Origin of the sequence: Bifidobacterium saguini DSM 23967 (genome assembly GCF_000741715.1) — a bacterium.
Classification (GTDB): Bacteria; Actinomycetota; Actinomycetes; order Actinomycetales; family Bifidobacteriaceae; genus Bifidobacterium; species Bifidobacterium saguini.
The window spans coordinates 1-19,390 of record NZ_JGZN01000019.1; the positions used below are offsets into that span (position 1 = coordinate 1).

General features: G+C 61.3%; 20 protein-coding genes. 10 read left to right on the forward strand and 10 right to left on the reverse strand.

Annotation, left to right across the window (positions count from 1 at the left end; translation table 11 throughout):
• Window positions 1–33: 33 nt before the first annotated feature.
• Window positions 34–366 (reverse strand): hypothetical protein, encoded by a 333-nt coding sequence (locus tag BISA_RS11225; protein ID WP_033892058.1) that lies wholly within the window; start codon window positions 364–366, stop codon window positions 34–36.
• A 27-nt stretch (window positions 367–393) separates the two neighbouring features.
• Window positions 394–900, reverse strand: a complete 507-nt coding sequence (locus tag BISA_RS11230) for a hypothetical protein (protein ID WP_152597155.1) — start codon at window positions 898–900, stop codon at window positions 394–396.
• A gap of 287 nt (window positions 901–1,187) precedes the next feature.
• Between BISA_RS11230 and BISA_RS11235 the strand changes: the two genes are divergently transcribed.
• From BISA_RS11235 to BISA_RS11285, 10 genes are read left to right on the forward strand one after another with little or no spacing between them, the layout of a single operon-like run.
• Window positions 1,188–1,592, forward strand: a complete 405-nt coding sequence (locus BISA_RS11235) for a MobC family plasmid mobilization relaxosome protein (RefSeq protein WP_033892059.1) — start codon at window positions 1,188–1,190, stop codon at window positions 1,590–1,592.
• Complete coding sequence (locus BISA_RS12095; protein WP_237746158.1) at window positions 1,583–3,118, forward strand: relaxase/mobilization nuclease domain-containing protein; 1,536 nt, start codon at window positions 1,583–1,585, stop codon at window positions 3,116–3,118. The genes BISA_RS11235 and BISA_RS12095 overlap by 10 nt, the downstream gene beginning before the upstream one ends.
• The gene (locus tag BISA_RS11245; protein ID WP_033892060.1) at window positions 3,085–3,987 is read left to right on the forward strand and encodes a PcfB family protein; all 903 of its coding nucleotides are present in this window, start codon (window positions 3,085–3,087) and stop codon (window positions 3,985–3,987) included. The genes BISA_RS12095 and BISA_RS11245 overlap by 34 nt, the downstream gene beginning before the upstream one ends.
• A 39-nt stretch (window positions 3,988–4,026) precedes the next feature.
• Entirely contained in the window at window positions 4,027–4,482 is a 456-nt protein-coding gene (locus BISA_RS12370) for a hypothetical protein (RefSeq protein ID WP_051917562.1), read from the forward strand.
• Entirely contained in the window at window positions 4,479–5,021 is a 543-nt protein-coding gene (locus BISA_RS13415) for a hypothetical protein (RefSeq protein WP_237746159.1), read from the forward strand. Before BISA_RS12370 ends, BISA_RS13415 begins: the two co-directional genes overlap by 4 nt.
• Entirely contained in the window at window positions 5,018–6,478 is a 1,461-nt protein-coding gene (locus BISA_RS12375) for an antirestriction protein ArdA (RefSeq protein ID WP_081890129.1), read from the forward strand. The genes BISA_RS13415 and BISA_RS12375 overlap by 4 nt, the downstream gene beginning before the upstream one ends.
• 18 nt (window positions 6,479–6,496) lie before the next feature.
• Window positions 6,497–7,210 (forward strand): hypothetical protein, encoded by a 714-nt coding sequence (locus BISA_RS11270; protein ID WP_033892062.1) that lies wholly within the window; start codon window positions 6,497–6,499, stop codon window positions 7,208–7,210.
• Window positions 7,207–7,515 (forward strand): hypothetical protein, encoded by a 309-nt coding sequence (locus BISA_RS11275; RefSeq protein WP_033892063.1) that lies wholly within the window; start codon window positions 7,207–7,209, stop codon window positions 7,513–7,515. The genes BISA_RS11270 and BISA_RS11275 overlap by 4 nt, the downstream gene beginning before the upstream one ends.
• Window positions 7,512–7,946, forward strand: coding sequence for a hypothetical protein (locus BISA_RS11280; protein WP_033892064.1), 435 nt, complete (start codon window positions 7,512–7,514; stop codon window positions 7,944–7,946). The genes BISA_RS11275 and BISA_RS11280 overlap by 4 nt, the downstream gene beginning before the upstream one ends.
• Window positions 7,943–9,607: a VirD4-like conjugal transfer protein, CD1115 family gene (locus BISA_RS11285; RefSeq protein WP_033892065.1), complete on the forward strand. Its 1,665-nt coding sequence runs from the start codon at window positions 7,943–7,945 to the stop codon at window positions 9,605–9,607. Before BISA_RS11280 ends, BISA_RS11285 begins: the two co-directional genes overlap by 4 nt.
• Window positions 9,608–9,618: 11 nt before the next feature.
• Here the strand turns inward: BISA_RS11285 and BISA_RS11290 are convergent, their stop codons facing one another.
• The 8 genes from BISA_RS11290 to BISA_RS11320 form a co-directional block, all read right to left on the reverse strand.
• A complete protein-coding gene (locus BISA_RS11290; RefSeq protein ID WP_033892066.1) occupies window positions 9,619–10,269 on the reverse strand; it encodes an ABC transporter ATP-binding protein in 651 nt (216 codons plus the stop codon).
• A 59-nt stretch (window positions 10,270–10,328) separates the two neighbouring features.
• Window positions 10,329–12,332 carry a hypothetical protein gene (locus BISA_RS11295; RefSeq protein ID WP_156099615.1) on the reverse strand — a complete coding sequence of 668 codons (2,004 nt, stop codon included), beginning with the start codon at window positions 12,330–12,332 and terminating at the stop codon, window positions 10,329–10,331.
• 289 nt (window positions 12,333–12,621) lie between these two features.
• Window positions 12,622–12,918: a hypothetical protein gene (locus BISA_RS11300; RefSeq protein WP_033892070.1), complete on the reverse strand. Its 297-nt coding sequence runs from the start codon at window positions 12,916–12,918 to the stop codon at window positions 12,622–12,624.
• Between the two features lie 124 nt (window positions 12,919–13,042).
• Entirely contained in the window at window positions 13,043–13,330 is a 288-nt protein-coding gene (locus tag BISA_RS13635) for a lactococcin 972 family bacteriocin (protein WP_081890130.1), read from the reverse strand.
• Between the two features lie 409 nt (window positions 13,331–13,739).
• Entirely contained in the window at window positions 13,740–14,978 is a 1,239-nt protein-coding gene (locus BISA_RS11305; RefSeq protein WP_237746160.1) for a cyclin family protein, read from the reverse strand.
• A gap of 21 nt (window positions 14,979–14,999) precedes the next feature.
• Window positions 15,000–15,989, reverse strand: a complete 990-nt coding sequence (locus BISA_RS13420) for a CHAP domain-containing protein (protein WP_237746161.1) — start codon at window positions 15,987–15,989, stop codon at window positions 15,000–15,002.
• Entirely contained in the window at window positions 15,937–18,984 is a 3,048-nt protein-coding gene (locus BISA_RS11315) for a VirB4-like conjugal transfer ATPase, CD1110 family (RefSeq protein ID WP_237746162.1), read from the reverse strand. The genes BISA_RS13420 and BISA_RS11315 overlap by 53 nt, the downstream gene beginning before the upstream one ends.
• Entirely contained in the window at window positions 18,977–19,357 is a 381-nt protein-coding gene (locus tag BISA_RS11320; protein ID WP_033892071.1) for a PrgI family protein, read from the reverse strand. The genes BISA_RS11315 and BISA_RS11320 overlap by 8 nt, the downstream gene beginning before the upstream one ends.
• Window positions 19,358–19,390 lie beyond the last annotated feature (33 nt).

The following is a 19,390-nucleotide window of genomic DNA, read 5'->3' on the forward strand; positions in this document are numbered from 1 at the left end:
CACCTGCCGGAGCCAAGCGGCGGCGGGTGGCGTTCAGCCGTGGCGGGCGGAGCGTCGTCGGAGCCGCGCGTCGCACCAATCCATGAGCATGCTCGCAAGCACGGCCGTGAGAAACGCGGCGACAATCAACGCGAACGAGCCGTCCAATGCCGGAGCGTCCGAGCCGGCGAGGAAATGCATGAGCAGGAACGCCAGCATGAGCAATCCCGACAGCATGGCGAATGCCGTGAACACGGAGTTCGCGAGGAACACCACGAGCCGCAACGGGTGCGCGAGCAGGGCAAGGCACGAGGCCACGCCCCGCATCAGCATGCGTATCACGCCCGTCGCCAGCGACAGGCCAAGCATCACCAGCAGCATCGGCATCGCCGTCACCTCCCGTATGTCGCCATGTCATCCAGCGTAGCCGCCAGGACGCGGGAAACCGAATCGCAACCCCTCCGGGTCCAATCCAATCGAACCGGACGTGTCAGCATCCACGACATCAGCCGCATTCTCTGTTGCGGCGTTGTCCTCCGTCAGGGCAATCTCCAGCGCATCGGCGGCGGATGCCGGTCGGCCGTCGGATTCGGCGGCCGAACCCTCGCCATCATGGATTTCACTGTGACCGTCGGCGGGATTGGCCTGCCCGTAGTCGGGCGTGACGGCATGGAACGCCATGCCCGTCTCCCTCGGCTCCATTCTGAGCGTGCGCACGAGCTGGGCGCGCGGCATGTGATGGTCGTCGCAGAACGACTGTGCGGCGTCGCGGAATCGTTCCGCGGCCCAGCGCATGTCGTCCAGCAGAATGCCCAAACGCGACAGTTCGCCGCGTTTGCGCCGAAGCGCCTCCAACTCGGCATCCAATGCGTTGTCGGCGATGGCGCGCATCGCCCGGTTGCGTTCCCTCGGCTTCGCCATGACGGTCTCCTCACGGTGATTGTTCTTCACTGCCCCGCATCGTAGAACGACGCCGGCCATGATGCCGGCGGACACGAAACGGAACCGGCGCCCCATGCGAAACGTGACATGGAGTCCGCCGCGCATGGCGTGGCGCGAAGGTGAAACTGACCGGTGCGCAACCATCCCCTCCCCGGAGGGGCGGTTGGTGTGTAGCAAGCATCGCCGGTGTACGTACACCGGCACGGCTCCGCGAGGCTCGGGGCCGATCGCGGGACACCCGTGGAACCCGATACGAGGAGGCGTCGATGGGCTGGAAAGGCAACCGTTCCCGGACGATCCGCAAGACGGTCACGTTCAGCGAGGAGGAATGGCGGTGGGTGGCGGACTCGCTCAAGGTGGAGAACCGTCAGCGCATCCGGACCGGGCTCAGGCCCGTGGGCTGGATGGCGTTCGCCCGTAACAGGATCAGATGCGCCCACCGCGTCAACATCATCGTGCCCGCGGACCTGCATGACGTGAGCGCCCAACTGGCGAGGATCGGCAACAACGTCAACCAGATCGCCCGTCACGCGAACACCACGCGGGAAACAGACCTGGCCATGCTCTCGCGCGTGTTCGACGAGCTGCGCCAGGCGGAACGGCTGGTCGCGGGCCTGAGCGTCCGGGTGGAGACCGACGTTGACCCCGAAGGGGTGCCCGAATGGCTGTAGTCAAGATCGGCAAGATCAAAAGCACGCTCGCCCGCAGCATCGCCTACGTGACGAACCCGGCCAAGACCGACGGCTACCGGTGGGCCTCGACCACCGTCGGCGATGACATCGCGGACGCCGAGTCCATCGCCCGCGGCTTCGAACGTGCGTTGGACGCCACGAAAGGCGGTTCACGCCGGCAGGGGGCCGTGTTGGCGCTGCATGTGATCCAATCGTTCGATCCCACCGACCAGGTCACGCCCCGATTGGCGCATCTGATCGGGGAACGGTTCGTCCGGGAGATCACCGGAGGCACGCATGACTACGTGATCGCCACCCACACCGACAGGTCCCACATGCACAACCACATCCTCATCTGCCCGGCAGACCGGATCACGGGCAAGGCCCTGCGTCTGCGGAAAGGGACCTTGGGCGAATGGCGGAAAATCAGCGACCGGCTGTGCCGCGAATACGGGCTGCGCACCCTCATGCCGGAACAGTCCGGGCGTGTGGCCCCGTCGATCGGGGAACTCCACCTGAGCGCCAGAGGAGGCAACCTCAAGGACCGGTTGCGCACCAGCATCGACACGGCCTGCATGAACGCCCATGACTTCGCGGGATTCCGCCGCGAACTTGCGACGCTCGGCGTCAACGTGACCGTTCGCGGCGGACGCATCACCTACACGCCATGCGGGCAGACCCGCGGAATCCGAGACCGGCGACTGGGCGTGGCATACAACATGCTCGCCGTCATGGGCAAGATCCACAGGCGCACGCTCAGCGAGATCACCTTCCACGAGGCCATGATCACCCGTCGGACGGATACGGCGGTGACCGTGCGGGTGCCCGGCACGCACGGACGCCTGCACCTGGCCATACCGTGCGACCGGCTCGTGCGCGACGGAAGGATCTGGCACGCCTACCTGTCCGACGACGTCAGACAGGTACTCACCGACGGGAACGACGGCTATGTGCGGTCAACGGACTGCGAGGGCCTGTACGCATGGTTCGCACGGCCCGCGCTGCGACTGGAGGGCTACTGCCGGCAACGGTTCGACGGCCGGGACACGACCGGTGTGAACGGGCGCGCGCTGCGTCAGGCGATCGCCTGCGACCGGATCGCCGACAGCCTGCGCGAGCTCAAGGTGCTCGCCCAGGTCATCGACGAAGGCGACGGCCGATTGGCGACGCTCGGCCGGCTCACCGACTCCGTCGAACGCAACGCGAAGCACATGCGCGCCCTGATCGCGCTCATCGCCGACAACCACGATCAGGCGCCGACGCCACGGGACTGGAAGCCCAGCTCGCCATCGAGGAGCAGGAGACCCGAGGCCTGGCCTCCGACGCCATCGCCCTGCGCCGGCTCATCGCCCGCACCACACCAACCTCCGAACGCTCCAACGGCGCACGGCGCGCGCAACGCCGCGATGACGGGCATCGTGTCCGCCGCAGGAACCGGTGAGCCGGCGGAAGCTGGAACGCAACGAACCACGACGGATGACGGGAGAATCCCATGGCGGCCGAGGACCAAGCACAGGAACTCATGATGCGCGTCAGCGAACAAGGCACACGCGTCATCATCGACGTGACCAAATACGGGCTCGACAAGGCGCTGCACCTGCTCGGCATCGGCGTGCACGCCACCGGCGAGACATTACGGCGCATCAGGACCACCGGCAAGGTGGACGGCAAAACCCTGCACCGCACCGGCGAGCCGATCAACGTGCAGGAAGTCACCGGACGATACGCCCGACAGCTCGAACACGACCTGAAAAAGGCCGGCATCACCTTCCACATCGAGCACGACCGCGACACCGGACGCACCTTCCTCCACTTCCAAGGCAGGGACGCCGACGAGGTCAACCACGTCGTCTCACGCATCGTCGAACGCCTCAACCGGGAACTCGCCCAACAGGAGACCGCCACGATTCCCGAACCCGGTGGCGCCGACCACGCGCAGCCGCCCGCGGAGACGACGCCGACGCCGGAACGGGAGGAGCCGAACCCGTTCCTCGAACCATCCGACGACGCGCTGCGCCTCGCCTTCGACGCCGAATCCCCATCGAACGGCCGGTTCGACTTCCGCACGGTGCCCTGGGACCGTGACGCCGCGATCATCACCGACCAGCTCGACCGGCTCCACATACCCCACCACACGCAACGGGTCGCCGACGACACGGTGCGCTTCACCTACCCGACCGGCCAAGCCAGACGCATCGCCGACGCGATCGAATCCCTGACCGCACGCTCGCGGGGCCTGGACTGGAACCGCATGGACATCCCCGCCCCGGACGGCGGCGTGCGACGCCCCAAAACCAAGCAGCAGACCCTGAACGACATCCGCAAGCGGGCCGGCAAACGCATCGAAGGCCAACGCCGCACCGCGCCCTCGAAGCAACGCACCCGCACCCGGTGAGTGGATGCGCAACGACCATGACCGGAAAGGAGCACCGCCATGCCCGAGCTTTCAGCCAACGCGCGTTGGCTCATGGACAACCTCATCGACAACGACCGGCAGGCCTTGGCGGACATCGCACGACGCGGCGAGCAATACGCGGCCGCCGGCATGCCGCAGGACAATCGGCTGGACCAGGTCGCCCGCATGGTCGTCGATGACGCGATCCGACGCCACAACCAGGCATGGCCCGACGCCGCGATCGGCTTCCCCGCGCCTGACCTCGACCAGGCCTCCGACGAGATCGCCCAACGCATCCGCACGCAAGCCGCACGATCATGGAACACGCCCGACGCCATGCAGATGCCGACGCGATGGCAGCCCGAACATCCCGGGAACACGCATACCCCGGCCCCGGAGCCGAAACGGAACGAGGCGGCCGCCGGCCTGCCCGGCGGCGAGCAGCGACGCAACCCGCGGCCGGTGGAAGAACAAAGGAGATCTGGCCACGCGTGAACTTCCCCAACAGCTACGTGCACCTGTACCGGATGACCTCCAAGGACGGGCGCACGTTCGACAAGATGCGCGTGGCGATACCGCAAGGCACCAGCATCCGCGGCGTGGACCTGACCGGATGGCAGCTCGACCGCTTCCTGACCGACCATGCGAGGGACGCCAAACTGAACGGGCGCGACGTGACCGTTAGCTTCAAACCCGGCGAACCGGTGGAACTGTGGCGCGGCAAAGGCGAGCAACGCGAGACCATGCGCATCGACGACGCATGGCAGCTGTGCCGCGCCGTCAAAGCGCAACGCATGGCCTACACAAGGCAACACGCCGAAAACAAACCGGTCACCACCACCGGCACCCGGACCGGCGAGGAACCGCCAGCAGCACCCGGGCCGGAGAACCCCGAACAGGCGGCCGAGCAATCCCTGCCGGCCGGCAAGAGCCGGACACTCGGCGCCATCAAGGACAGGGCCGAACGCCGCACGCAAACACCATCCACCGCGCAGATAAGAACGCAGATGCAAACACAGACAAGGAGCCGATGATGGCTGAAGACAATCTGACGATCAACGTATGGGTAGGCAACCTCGGCCGATACAACGAGGGCGCGCTCATCGGCGGATGGCTGCGCCTGCCCACGGACGAGCAGCGGATCGACCGGTTCCTCACCGAACAGGTAGGACTGACGCTCGACGCACAGCAAGCCTATGAGATCGGACGCCAAGGAGGCGTCACCTATGAGGAATACGGCATCTTCGACCACGAATACACGGGCTTGCTCGCCGCACTCGACTATCGGCCCGGCGAATACGAAGACCTCCACGCCCTGAACACGCTCGCACAAGCCGCCCGGATCTTCACACAAGACCAGCCCGAAGCATTGGAGGCGGTACGGCTGGCGGCCGACATGAACGGCGTGCACGACCCGATCGGACTGGCGAACCTGCTCGTCCAATCCGAGGACATCGAATACATGACCTACGACCCGCCGCAAGGCATCACGCAGGAGAACACGCCCGACCTGGACGAGATGTACGGCTGGCATTGCGTCAACCAAAGCACCGAACTCGCGAAACTTCTGGACGGACCATACGGCATGTACTTCGACGTGGCGAAATATGGGCGCGACGCCGTCATCAACGACAACGTCACCCTCGCCGACCACGGGTTCCTGCTCGATTCCACCATCCCCGACACCAAACGGTATTCCGGCACGGAACTCAAGCAGATCATCGACGCCTACACCGATGACGAGCCCGGCCTCGACGCCACGATGCCGACGGTCTCCGACGCAATGCGGATGATCGAACGCTGGGGAGACACGCACGACAACGTGATGCGATCGGACGGCACGGAACGCATCACCGAACGCATCATGCAGGCCAACGACACCGATGACGAACACCTGCGCCAACAGGTTCGGGACCTCGTCAAACCGGTGGCCGACCAGCTGGACGGCGACATGCCCTCAGGATCGGCCACGTTCGCCCGACTCGTCGCCGAACACGCAGCAGAACACGCCAATCCAGACCAGATGCCAACACGGGAACCGTTCCGGCTCGAATCGCTGCTCGAACCCGGCGAACGCATCATGGAATACACGCTCGCCGGCACGGCGACAAACTGGGGAGCGCCCGTCTACCGGTGCATCATGCCCACCGATTCCACCGACATCAGCGCCGGATTGGAAGACACCCTCCAACGTATCATCGCCGACCGGACCGAGCGCGGCGACGCCGCCGCGATACTCGCCGAAACCATGGGCGCCAGACCCGCCGGCGAACTCGACCCCGCCGACGGCATCACCCCGATCGACCAGGGATACGCGCTGCCCGCGCCCATCACCTCCTTCAACCCCAAATCGGCGAAAGAGGAAGAGCCGAACACGTCGAAGGGCAGGGACACGGTGCTCGACGGCATACGCCAACGAGCCAGCCAGCGCGCCGACGACCCCACAGCCCATCCGTCCACGCCGGGCCGGACGAAGACCCGCAACCGATAAGCCACCGAGGAGACCAGCATGACCACCTTTGACACCGCCTACCGGCAACTGCAGGACGAACTCAAACGCCTCGGCTACGAGCTGCGTATGGAAGGCTTCGGCATCCTCCAGCCCCAAGGCTCCTACGGGGACATCGAACCACCGTACCGGCTCGTCACCCTGCGCGAGATCCCCATCGAACCGTTGCCCGAATGGTCGGCCGACGTGCACCCGCACGACATCACCTACCGGTTCGACGCCACGCGATACCAGCACGACCGCGAACAACGGGACACCGTTGACGTGCGCGACTACGAAACGTGGACGCGCACCGTATGCGACGAACAACACGTGCAGGGCCGCGTGCTCATCGACCTGGACAAAACGGCGGAGGAACGCATCGCCGACCTCGCCACCGCAATCCACTACATCCGATCCGCGAACCCCGCATGCCGCTCCTACCCGGTGGACCGCAAGACCCGACGCAACGAACTGCCCGACCGCACCCGCATCAGCCAGCCGATCGACGACTACCGGGACCCGTGGAGCATCCGGGTCATGGCCGCACGGGAACAGGCCCTCGACACGCTCGCCTCCAAACACGTCCGGGTGGCCAGAGCCCGCGCCGAATCCGACGCGCTCACCGGAGGCGGCCGTGACGCCCGCGCCATCGGCCGAGACGCCATCAACGCCGTCCAAGGCAAAGCCCCGAACATCGACAAACCCGCCAGAAAACGCAGGCCAAGCCGATGAGCGTCGCCCGATACCCGCAGGCCTATGCGCGTGGCATCCTCACCGATGACGCCAGATTCCACACCGACGGCAACGGCAGAACGACGGCAACCCTGACCGTGAACGCCGGCACCATGGACACGCCACTCATCATCCGCGTACATGCGGCCGGAGACCATGCGGCATACCTGCACGAACAGGGCGCGCTGCAGGGACGACGGCTCATCGTCCATGGCATCATCCACGAAGAGGAAAACGCCGACGAAGCCTACATCCTGGCCGACGAAATGGCCCTGCACACCAGCGTCAAGGACGCGCTCCCGTGAACACGGCGCGAACAATCACCATCATCGACGCAGGCGAGGAAACCAACGGCGCTCCAACCACACGTGGGAACCCGACCATCTACGATGCGGGAACACCCGTGGGGCGCATCCTTGCTGCGATGTGCGGCGGAGACGACACCATCGAGAACCGCCAAGGCCTCACGCACATCACCAGCGCCGCCGACGCGGGAAACGGACAGACGGCGCCAGGACGAGATGAGCCCTCGCCGGCGGACACCGCCGTCATGCATCCGACGGCCGATGATCCGCCATGGACCAAGGAACAGACACTCACGAACATCCGCGTCCGCGCCGAACACCGCATCAACAGTTGGATCCCGCAACCGACCGACGTCCCCGCAGACAATGACATGCGAAGAACCATGACGCAGCACCGCGGCGGCGCGGAAAGAGACAGGGGAAACCAATGAAACGCCTGCAAGCCATACTGCCCGCGGCCATGGGACTGTTCACGCTGTTCTGGCTGGGCGACAAGATCGGCTACCAGATACGCACCGACCTGGATGAAGGCACGAGCGTGATCGACCTGTCCGACAGATTCTGGCTCGATCTGTACCATCCATTCCACCTGTCCGCGAACCGTACTGACCTGATGTGCGGACTCGCCGCAATGGTCGTCGGTCTGCTGATCTGGGCATACAAGTACACGGCACGCCTGAACCTGCGCAGCGGCGAGGAACACGGCTCCGCCCACTGGGGCACCCCGAAGGACATCAAACCATTCATCGACCCCGCGGAATCCCGCAACATCCGATTCACAGAGACCGAACGGCTCTCCATAGACACGCGACGCACCCTGCGCAACCTCAACGCGCTCCTGCTCGGCTCATCAGGCTCCGGCAAAACCCGCTACTACGTCAAGCCCAATCTATTGTCCGTGGATATGAACTGGGCCGTCACCGACCCAAAAGGCGAACTCAAACGCGACACGGAACACGCCATGCGCGACCGCGGCTACCAAGTCAACACACTCGACCTCATCCACCTCGACCGATCCGACCGGTTCAACCCCATGCGCTACATCGGCTCCGAAGAACCCCAATCCGCGATCCTGCGTCTGACCGACAACCTCGTCACCAACGCCACCGGAGACCGCAAAACCGGAGACAACTTCTGGCAGGACGCCGAAAAAGCACTCCTATGTGCCCTCATCGCATGGACCTACTACACCGAAAACAACCCCACCCTCAACCAGGTCACCGATACCCTCGACCGAATGGGAGCCAGCGAACAAGACGAAGACAAGGAATACATCATTGATGCGCTCTTCGCCGAAGCCCAGACCGAGATCCACCGCATGCGAGAACACCCCGACGACTACGATGAGGAAACCCGGAGCATGCTCGACGGGCTCGCGTTCGCATGCGCCCAATACAACACGTTCCTCAAAGGCGCCGGCGAAACCAAGAAAAGTATCATCATCACCACCGGCGTCCACCTCGCACCCCTCCAAGTGCGCGAGGTACGCCGGATCCTCGACGGCGACGACATCCGGCTCGAAACCCTCGACCAAGGCAAACGCATCATCTACCTCGAACTGCCCGACACCAACGCCACTTTCTCCTTCATCGCCAGCGTCTTCTACCAATGTCTCTTCGAAACGCTTGTGCGAAAAGCCGATGCCAAACCCGACGGCGTGCTCGACCGCGATGTGCACTGCATGCTCGACGAATTCGCCAACATCGGCAAAATCCCCAACTTTGTACGGCTCATTGCCACCATACGAAGCCGGCGCATCAGCTGCAGCATCATCCTCCAGACCGTCAGCCAAGGCAAGAGCCTTTATCGGGATGACTGGGAGACCATCGCCGGCAACTGCGACAGCCAGCTCTTCCTCGGCGGCAACGAGCCCAGCACCACCAAATACATCAGCGACCGGCTCGGAGACCAGACCATCGACGTTATCGAAACCAGCGAAACCAAAGGCCTCAACGGCAGCTGGACACGCAGCACCCGCAAGAACGCACGCAAACTCCTCACCCCGGACGAACTCGGACGCATACCCACTGGCCAGTGCATCTATCTACTCAGAGGCATACCGCCATTCAAATCAAAGAAAGCGATATCATAACGGCATTCTCGTCAAACCGCCTGTAGCTCGATGACGTGATCGCATTGTGCGGCTATGCCAGGGTCGTGGGTGACGATGATGAGGGTTTTGCCGTATTCGTGTTGGAGTCGGAGCATTTCGTCGAAGACATGTTGGGCAAGATCGTGGTCGAGGGCACCGGTGGGTTCGTCAGCGAGGATCAGGTCGCCGGGTTTCAGGATGCATCGTGCGAGGGCGACGCGCTGCTGTTCGCCGCCGGAGAGGGTCATGATCTTGTCGCCTGTGACGTGACCGAGGCCGAGCCGGGTAAGCATGGCCTTGGCCTTGCGTTGTCTGACCTGATTGCTGTCGCGGGTGAAACGCATGCCGAGCGTGACGTTGTCAAGGGCGCTCATGTCATTGATGAGTGCGTATGACTGGAACAGGTAGTTGATCTTGTTGCGGCGCAGCAGGGTCGCATTGCGGCTGTCGATGCCCGGCAGTGGCTGCCCGTCGAGCATGATCGTGCCGCCGGTGGGCGCGTCCAGCAGGCCGATGATGTTCAGCAGCGTGGATTTGCCCGAGCCGGACGGGCCGATGATGGCCATGCTGGTACCTTCCTTCACGCTGAAGGATAGGTCGTGCAGAATAGTGCGGCTGCCATAGGTTTTTGAGAGGTGGTCGGCGACGAGTTTCGTGTTCATGATGATGCTCCTTTGCGGGGTTGGCGATAAGGATGGCCGTATGCATGCGCGCGGCGAGCTTATTCGGATTTGATCATGGCCTGCACCTGTCCGGAGGACAACGTGCGGGACTGGACGGCAAGCAGGATTAGCTGGGATACGAGCATCATGGCAGTGGCGGCGATGCCTGCGGTCGATCCGAGCAATATGGTGGCCAGGATCGACATGGTGGACACCGCGGCGACCATGATGAACGCGGGCGCGAAGATGTCCGTGAGCGAGTAGCCGAGGAGTCGTTTGACGGCGATGGTCTCCCGGTACGTCACTGCGTAGATGCGGCACAGGGTGGCTATGCCGACCAGTTGGAACAGTGCCGCGAGCAAGGCGATGCCGCCGAACAGTTGGATGAACTCGGTCAGGCTTTTGCGCAGTCCGGCGATGAAGTCGCTGGCGGGTCGGTAGATCGGGTTGTTGTCCTCCAGCTGGTATTGGGCAAGATATGTAGTTGCCGTATACCGCTGGGCGGCGGTCTCGCTGAGTTTGACGTAGCTGTTCGTCAGCCCGGTCGCGCCGAGGCTTTCCGCCTCGAACGGCGTCATATCCGCACCGGTGGCCACGAGGATCACCGGGTCCGTGGTTTCGGCGGGCTGGCTCAGGTCGTCGCTCCATGTGAACAAGGGCGTGGACGGATGGTAGGTGGCGAATCCGATCTTGCCGGTATCCATGAACGTGGTATGGATGCTGCTGTTCCAGTCCTTGTATTGCATGCTGGTCTCGGTCAGGTAGCCTCTTATGCGCTCCTGCTCCGCGGAGTCCATGGTGTCGGGAATCAGAAACATCCGTTCGCCGGCCTCGGCGCGCGCGGCCGTGTCCGAATCCAGGTCGAATTCTTGGTCGTTCAGGTAGTTCGGGGAGACAATAAAGTACCAGAACGCCTGCTCGGGCACCTGCTCGTACAGTCCCCTCCATTGTGCGAGCAGATCGGTGTCGAAGTGGCGGGCGTTGGCGATGTACACGCCGTCTTTACCTTCGATGGACGTATACCAGTCGTATACCTCGCGCATATGGTCGCCGGACAGACCCGACGATTCGGTATGGTTTGTGCCGCGCGACTCCTTGTACAAGAGACGGAGCGAATCATAACGGCTCCAGCGCGCGTTCACCTGGCCGAGCTTGGAGACCTCGTTCATCGGCGCGTCCAACGCATGAGCGCCCGCTACCAGACCGACGGATGCCAACACGTACACCGTGGCGATTACGACCAGCAGCGCCTTCTTAGATACACGGTTGCGTATCGCCGCGACTGGGCGCACCGACAGCAACACCAACGTGCCCAACGCCGACGCAGCTAATACGATGCCGACCACTATCAAACCGGGCGTCAACCCCGACACAGCCAATTGCACGGTGAGAGGGAAACCCTCCATGCCCCACAAAGTCACAGCAAACGGCACCACCATCACCACGAGGGAACACACCAACAAGGACCGGTATATACGCGCGGCGTACCCCAAACGCGACCACCCTAACATCAGATGCACCCCCAGATGGGAGAACTCCTGGAACGCGCCCAATACCGACAGTAACACCAGTGCCCCAGCCGCCACGGCCAGCAATGCAAGCACGATAAACCGCATGAAACTGTCCTCTGTGCTGGAGCCATGTAACGGTGACGTTAAGCGATCTGCATCCACACCGCTTGCCTTGCTCACCTGTTGCACCAAAGACCGGAACCCGGCATCGTCAAGGCCGATGATTCGATAATCGCCGTTGACTGTCCCGGACCTGCGCGCCAGCGCATCCAACTGAACCACGACCAGCCGTGCACCGAACCTTGCGCTCGGTAAAGAGACAATCGTGTCGGCGCTCACTCGGTCCAAACCCAGAGTCGAATCGGCATCCGATTGAAGCAAACGCGACAACAATTTCGCATCCAGTACATTAGCACCTTGGTAACGGAACGCCATCTCATCGGGGTGCGCGGTCACGTCACCATACACGCCCAGACGATACCCTTCTACGGATCCATCCACCGGCGAGAGTAGCACATCCGAGCGCACAACGACCGCCCGCGTCTGAGCCACGCCACTCGTCAAAGCGCTCAATGTCCTAGCGGAGCGGTTCTGAGACACGTCCGTCAACGACAACACCCGTCCCTGCGACGGATAAGCGCGCATCGCCGCCAGATATCCGTCGCTCAGAGTAAACAACGACAGCACGCCCGACAACACCGCCATCATGCAAACGATTAGATACGACGTCCAACGCAGCCACCTATGCATTGCGTGTGATCCCTTCAACACAGATCAGCACGTTTCGCGCTTAATTGAAAAGATTCAGAATTAAGCGCGAAACGTGCCGATTATTTCCTACTTAACCACGGCAATCCCAAAATGCTGTGGCCTGGCCAGTTCCGACGAATGCTAATGCCTTTGCTGGAACTCCCGGCTCTTGCCATCCAGAAGAAACGGTATTTGCAGTGGCGAGATGCGAAAATCGGCTAGTTTGTACATTGGAATAACTGAACACGCCTGCGGTCCGCCCATGGTCCCATGAAACGGCAACACCTTGATAGTACACGGTGTCCGCAAAGGCCATTCCCGCTCCGCCAAACAGAACGGTGACCGTGAGCAGCACTGCAGCAACAGGCTTCTTGATTTTATCGAACATGTTTTTCTCCTTTGAAATCATGCTTATTTTTGGGAAATATGGTTAATAACATGTTGTTGTTTAGTGGATTTACCCTCCTTTCTATGTCGCATACATGCGAAAAGCCTCACCGCGATCGATCAAATTAGTCCAACTGGTAGCTGTAGTGGGGAGAACACCACCATGTAGATACCTTTGCCTCGGCCCATACCCCGGGAGGTGCGGTTATCGATCGTATCGTCGTATCACCGCATTGAATCGTGACTGAGTGCCTTCTTAAGGGGTGGCTGTATTTCACCCAGAACATTCCCAAACTTGAACCAGTCTGAAGAACTCCACCCGATGCTGGACCATCGGCGAAAGCGGTACTTGCAGGGGCGACGAAGAGAGTGACCGTCATCAGCGTGCATAATAGCGCTTTTGTTTTTCTCATGAAAAGCTCCTTTGCGTCTTCATTGTTGAGGTTGTAGGGCTATTGCCGGACCAATGCTGCGATGCATGTTCCGAGACGTTTGCTGTCGAGAATTGTCATGACACTGTCTCGCTCGGTGTTAATGCAGTGTATGTAGTCCTCATCATGTATTCGTGTAGGAATAATCATCGTGACTAACGTCGATTGCAACTTCCTTCCTGACGGATTCGAAATCACCAATGATTTCACAGTGCCCGTCTATGCCTCCGTGTTGATTGGTGGAACGTGAAACTGTTGCAGAGCGGACTTATATTGGTTCTCCTGTCGCTGATTCTTACTTACGGTATAGAGTCTGCCACCTATAGAGGGCGATTGCTTACGCAGCTGGCTGTACTGTCATCTAAAGATGACAGTACAGCCAGCGATGATGCTATCCCAGCCGGTCGGGGAATGAGGGGGCTGCCGATTGCCCAGGTACGTCCCAAGTGGGATTGCCTCGCATGACGGGCCGGGATAAACCTTCCGATGATGGTGCGGACTGTCGATTCGATGACTGGGAATCTGAGCCCGGCTGTGTGGAATCATCCGAACGGCCCGCATCAGAAATATACTCGTTCCCTACAATCGTCATGGAATCCCGAACGGTTTGCATGACCTCGTTGAGGTCTTGGATGGTTCTGTTATAGACATCAAGATTCTGATGGTCGCGCACCATGAATCGTGCACAGGTGATCTGCTCATTGAGCCGTGCACGGGTGTCGTTGTCTCTGACCTTGTTCTCAGATTCTTTGTAGAGCCTATCGGCGTCTTCAATGGTTTGGCTCAGTAGGCTCCGCGCGTTGTCGATTTGTTGTTGTTCCTGTGACGTCTTGACCGTGTCGACTGTGTCATGCAGGTTCCTGGTCTGGATTCTGAGCTGGTTGTTCGCTTTCTCTATCTCTGCACGGGTGCGATCGAGATGGTCGGCCGTCAGACTCGGATCGCAATTCTCCGTTGAGACTGATGATTGATATTGCATGATTTTACCGAGCAGTTCCAAAGATTTGGGATCCCGCACGTCTTTATCCTGGAGCTTCGCATATGGTTCCGCCTGTTTCAATGCCTTGTTCCATTCAATCCGCACTATGTCAGATTGCTTGATTGCTTGATTGCATGACGTGAGCGCTTCCCGATGGTCGTAGTTCTTCTTCGCCATGACAAGGCCTGTGGCTAATCCCGTTACGGTGACCAGAGCGAGCATAATGCCGGCGATGCGGGTAAAGGGGATATGCCGATGAACGGCTACCTCATCCGCGTCGTCAGCCGATAATTCCGCCAAGGACACATCATCCTCGACATGTTCCCCGACACTCATTGGTGTGTCTATCGTCATTCCCATCTGTTTGTCTAGCACGGAGGCGGGAGCGTTACTGTTCCGCACATCGCGCTGTAACTCACCGTCGATGACGGGTGTGATGGGAAACAACCGATGCTTGGGCTTCCTGCCTGTCATCGGTTCCGGTGGAGCCCCAGCGGTTTCGGGATGTGCGATGGCATGTGCAGCCCATTGGTCGAGTTCCGGCCATGTACTGGGATGATCGTGGATTTGCGCAAGAAGATCCCAGTTGTCGGAATCACTCATCAAATCGGCAAGCTCGTATGAATCAAGTTTGGGATTGATACGGCGCATGATTCCTTCTTTCCCTCGGGATTAGTGGATGTAAGTGATGCTGGGATTGTTGGCCTGTTCCTTGGTGAGGGTCCTGAGCCATGCGTATGGGAGGCCGCCGCCGGATTCGCTGACGACGATGCTGCCGTCGTCCTTGATTTCCTCGACGATGGCGACGTGTCCGTAATCGGCGCTTGCGCCGAGATAGCCTTTGGCGAAGCTCGCCACGTCGCCGAGCTGTATGCCGCCGCCCGTCGGGTATCCGATTTTTCTGGCGCTTGACGCCCACATCCAGCCGTCGCCCATGTAACCGTCCACAGGTTTGCCGATCTGCAATCGGCGGGCGGCCGCCCACCATGTGCATTGGCCGGTTGCATAGGTGGTGATCTTGCCTACGGGCGTGCCGGTCGCCGCCACATCCACGTTCAGCGTGCCGGACCGTATGACCAACGGTGGCGTGAGCTTGCCGATGGTTCGTCCTGCCGTGGCCGAGCAGCCGCCTCCCGCGTCGATTGCCGGCTTCACGTTGTCGAGATACCGTTTGGTGGTGTTGGGAATATCCGGGTATCTCATGAGATTGCTTTCGCCTGCGTTATGGGCGATGACCAAAGCCGTCAGGTCGTCAAGCTCGGCGAACGGCATGCCCGGATGCGCGGCTTTGAGTTGTTTGATGCCTGCCAGACGGTTTTTCAGGTATATGCCGCCGTAATGGGCGTGGACCATGGGGGCGGTAATACCTTCAGGTGGTGTCTGGTCGGCGCCTTCGGGGTGCACGCCGCGCCATACGCTCCTGTTCATCTGCAGCAGTCCCCATGTTCCGCCGTTGCTGTCGTCGGCATACGCATCCGGTCGGAAACCGGATTCCTGCTTCATGATCGCCGCGATGAAATCCGCGCTCAATCCGCTTGATCGGGCCGCCTCGCTTACCCATGGCTTCGCCTCGTCCGGGACTTCGATCACACTGGCCTCGCAGCCTCCGTCATCTCCGACGGCAACGGTGGGGATGAACCACAGCAGCAGACTGAAGACCATCAGCACCGCCGCCGCGCCCAATAGAAATGGAATGCTGACCGCAGTTGATGCCGATGCTGCGACACTGGACCTCACTGCCGTTACGGTCCGAGAAACTGCCTGTGTGACCTGTCTTGCAACCTGCGTCGAAGCTCTGGCAACAGATTTGGTCCCCTGAGCACCCGATCGTACGGTCTTGCCGGAACGCCTCGCATGTTTGGTACGAACCGAAGCCGTTCTTTCCGCCGCGGCACGCGCCGTTGAACCTCTTGCGGCATGTCTTGTGCGAATAATGCCGGTCACGCAGTCGCGTATTCGGCTTGCGGGGACCGTTGGTGACAGCAGGTCGTCGTCCTCGCTGGTCTCTGTTCGTGTCGATTGTGATTCGAGTGCAAACCGCGTTGCCTTCACACCACGTTCCAAAGCGTTGACGGTTGTTGTGCCGATCGGGCGCGATGCTTCGGATCCACTGTTCCTGATGGCGGTTCGTGGCTGTTTGAGCCCGGCCAGCACTGGGCCATGGGAGAGCCCGCCGACATGACGGAATTTCAAGCCATGAATCGTGCCGTTCGGCCGAACGAGATTGCGTGTGGCGTGGAATGAGTCGGAGGTGACGGGTCTCATTCGGGCTTCCGATCCTCGAATTTCGTGGTGTACAGCGGTAGAGCAGACTATCGGCATCGATACGCCCGTCGAATGGTATGAACGCGGTGCCGCTCTTGGCCATGCCCTGACCGGGCTGCACCCCGGTGAAGAACGCCCGCTGTTCATCGGACAGTTTCAGCAATTCACACAAGGCGTCGGCATCCGTGGCGGTCTGGTTCAGCAACAGCAGGAAGTCGCTGTTCGCGAGCATCAGACGCGCGTCCTGGTTGGTCAGCAGCTCCTCGATGTTCTGCGTGATGCCGGTAGGGCACAATCCCCATTTGCGGGCGCGCTTGTACAAGCGCAAGAAGTATTCGGCCGCATACCGGTTCGAGAACAGCAGATGGAACTCGTCCACCCACAGCCAGGTGCGCCGGCCGAGACGGCGATTCCTGACGACCCGGTTCCATATCTGATCCAGGACGACAAGCATGCCGAACGTGCGCAACTCCGCTCCCAGACCGGAAACGTCATAGACCAGGAACCGGCTGGACGTGTTCACATCAGTGGCATGGGCGAAGGCGTTCAGACTGCCGGTCGCGTAGATCTCCAATGCTCGCGCCGCATCACGTGCACCTGGCTCGTCCAGAGCCGCGAGACGATTATGCAGGGTGACGAGCGTGGGCATGCCCAGTTCGGGATGCTCCCGCACCTCGCGATACATGCCGATGACCGTACGGTCGATCAGACTGCGCTGCATGCGGTCGATGCCGTCCTGTCCTCCGATCAGCACGCCGAGCATGTTCAGCACGCTCGCGCATTTCGACCGGATCGGATCGCCTTCGGAATCATCCTCATACTCGATATCCAAAGCGTTGATATGCGCGCGAGACGATTCCCCGATCTCGACTCGTTCGCCGCCAAGACCGGTGCACAACGGCGTGAACTCACGTTCCGGGTCGATGACGATCAGATCATCGTCCGGACGGGTCAGATAGATCTGGGTTATCTCGTTCTTCGCCGCTTGGCTCTTGCCCGAACCGGTCGTACCCAAAACGAATCCGTTGCCGTTCATGCCTTTCGTGCGGTCGATGACCAAGGGATTGCCGGTGCGGGCGTTCGCCCCATGGAACACCCCGCCCGGCTCGAACAGCTCCTGCGACGTGAACGGCACCAGAATCGCCGCGCTCGACGTGGTCAGCGTGCGACGCATCGGCGGCAGAGGATTCCCCAATGGCAGCACGGAGTTCAGCCCCTCCACCTGCATGTAGGCCAAGGTCTCGGCCACGCATGACTGCCCATCGATCGCAGCCGTCACGTCACGAACCGTCTGGTCCAGATGCTCGCGACTGTCCGCCGACACGTCCACGATCATGAGGGAATCCACCAGACGGTCGCCGTTATGCTCCAGATCATCGCGCAGCTCGCCCGCCTGGGTCATGGATTCCTGTAGCTCGTGAGGCAGCATGTCCTCGGGCAGATGCTGTTTGCGGTTCTTGCGCCGCTCGTCGATGGCCTGCATATCCATCTCGGCGATCGTCCGGTTCACGAGCTTCAACCCCTCGGCCTTGCCCCGCGGAGACAGATGGATGCCGACCGTGATATCCGCCTTGATGTCCGTGATGGACGACACCAGCTGATCACTCAGATAATCCGGGAAATCACGCACCAAAAGACACTGATGCCATACTTCCGTGGTGCCCGAGCTCAACCGGAGCCGACGACGATCCGACACGTCCACGGCGAGCGGGGCCACATAATCCTTCGTGGACATGCCATGCGATTTCAGGAAACCATCCTCGGTGAATGAGAACCGGACACTATGCCGCAGCATCCCGTGCAGCACTGCCAGACGCGACTGACGGTCCAAACGGACGCCGACGCAGCCGCCCACTGACCGCAGTTGCGCCGTGGCACGCAACGCGGCACGATTCAGCAACGTGACCGCACGTTCCCCATCCCGCTCACGCAACGTCAACGTCAGATACTTATCCGTCACCGCCCCCTGCGAACGGCCGGCGAGACGCCGACGCACATTGCGGTTGAAGTCCCCGCGCAATCCATCCAACGCATCGCCCTGCAGCGGCATGGCGATGCTGCGCGTCACCTCCTCGGGATCCAACATGCGCGTGGCGACCGTGATCTGCACGCCCATGTTCTCCCCGACCGAATTCAGGAAACGGCCCCACCGGTCCACGACGTCCAGCTGCTGATCCTGGGTCGCAACCTGATAATTGATGTCGCTGATTCGCAGCGACACGCTCCACCGGTCGCCTCCAAGGAACGCGATGCCATTGGACAGCATCGAATCGTAGCCAAGCAGCTCCTTCGACGAACGAGGCATGCGACGATTCCCCGTTTTCCTGTTCCCGGCCTTTCCGTGTCGCTTGCCGTTCCCTTTGACCGCCTTGCCGCCGCTGATGTCAGACATGACGACGTGCCTTCCTTCCCCTGATTCGTCTACGGGTCTTCTCCTTCAACGATGGTTTGCTGGGAAACCTCGCGGGAACATAGGGGGCAAGCAGGTAGACCTTCGGACCAAAGCGCTGACGCAGCATGTATCCCAGATACCGTTCCGGCTTCAGCCCCTTCGGACGCCACCAACCCCACAGCGCGAACGGCAGGCACACCACAAACAACAGATACGACCCCAGATCGGACAGCCCCAACGACCAGAACAATGCCGCCTCGCCTCCTCCCAGGACGAGCATGCACGCGGCGGCCGCCAGTTGACGCCAGCTCAGCCCCCACATCACCTTCGCCTCGACATTGGCGATCTCCTTATACACGCGCATCTGCAACATGAAAGAATCCTTTCCGATCGGTCCCGGTTGTGA

Excerpts from the sequence above, each read along its gene's own strand:
- BISA_RS11290 (WP_033892066.1), bottom strand. The coding sequence starts at position 10,269 with ATGAACACGAAACTCGTCGCCGACCACCTCTCAAAAACCTATGGCAGC.
- BISA_RS11235 (WP_033892059.1), top strand. The coding sequence starts at position 1,188 with ATGGGCTGGAAAGGCAACCGTTCCCGGACGATCCGCAAGACGGTCACG.
- BISA_RS11225 (WP_033892058.1), bottom strand. The coding sequence starts at position 366 with ATGCCGATGCTGCTGGTGATGCTTGGCCTGTCGCTGGCGACGGGCGTG.
- BISA_RS11245 (WP_033892060.1), top strand. The coding sequence starts at position 3,085 with ATGGCGGCCGAGGACCAAGCACAGGAACTCATGATGCGCGTCAGCGAA.
- BISA_RS11275 (WP_033892063.1), top strand. The coding sequence starts at position 7,207 with ATGAGCGTCGCCCGATACCCGCAGGCCTATGCGCGTGGCATCCTCACC.
- BISA_RS11270 (WP_033892062.1), top strand. The coding sequence starts at position 6,497 with ATGACCACCTTTGACACCGCCTACCGGCAACTGCAGGACGAACTCAAA.
- BISA_RS12375 (WP_081890129.1), top strand. The coding sequence starts at position 5,018 with ATGATGGCTGAAGACAATCTGACGATCAACGTATGGGTAGGCAACCTC.
- BISA_RS13420 (WP_237746161.1), bottom strand. The coding sequence starts at position 15,989 with ATGGTCTTCAGTCTGCTGCTGTGGTTCATCCCCACCGTTGCCGTCGGA.
- BISA_RS13635 (WP_081890130.1), bottom strand. The coding sequence starts at position 13,330 with ATGAGAAAAACAAAAGCGCTATTATGCACGCTGATGACGGTCACTCTC.
- BISA_RS12370 (WP_051917562.1), top strand. The coding sequence starts at position 4,027 with ATGCCCGAGCTTTCAGCCAACGCGCGTTGGCTCATGGACAACCTCATC.
- BISA_RS12095 (WP_237746158.1), top strand. The coding sequence starts at position 1,583 with ATGGCTGTAGTCAAGATCGGCAAGATCAAAAGCACGCTCGCCCGCAGC.
- BISA_RS11230 (WP_152597155.1), bottom strand. The coding sequence starts at position 900 with ATGGCGAAGCCGAGGGAACGCAACCGGGCGATGCGCGCCATCGCCGAC.
- BISA_RS11285 (WP_033892065.1), top strand. The coding sequence starts at position 7,943 with ATGAAACGCCTGCAAGCCATACTGCCCGCGGCCATGGGACTGTTCACG.
- BISA_RS11300 (WP_033892070.1), bottom strand. The coding sequence starts at position 12,918 with ATGTTCGATAAAATCAAGAAGCCTGTTGCTGCAGTGCTGCTCACGGTC.
- BISA_RS11315 (WP_237746162.1), bottom strand. The coding sequence starts at position 18,984 with ATGTCTGACATCAGCGGCGGCAAGGCGGTCAAAGGGAACGGCAAGCGA.
- BISA_RS11305 (WP_237746160.1), bottom strand. The coding sequence starts at position 14,978 with ATGCGCCGTATCAATCCCAAACTTGATTCATACGAGCTTGCCGATTTG.
- BISA_RS11320 (WP_033892071.1), bottom strand. The coding sequence starts at position 19,357 with ATGTTGCAGATGCGCGTGTATAAGGAGATCGCCAATGTCGAGGCGAAG.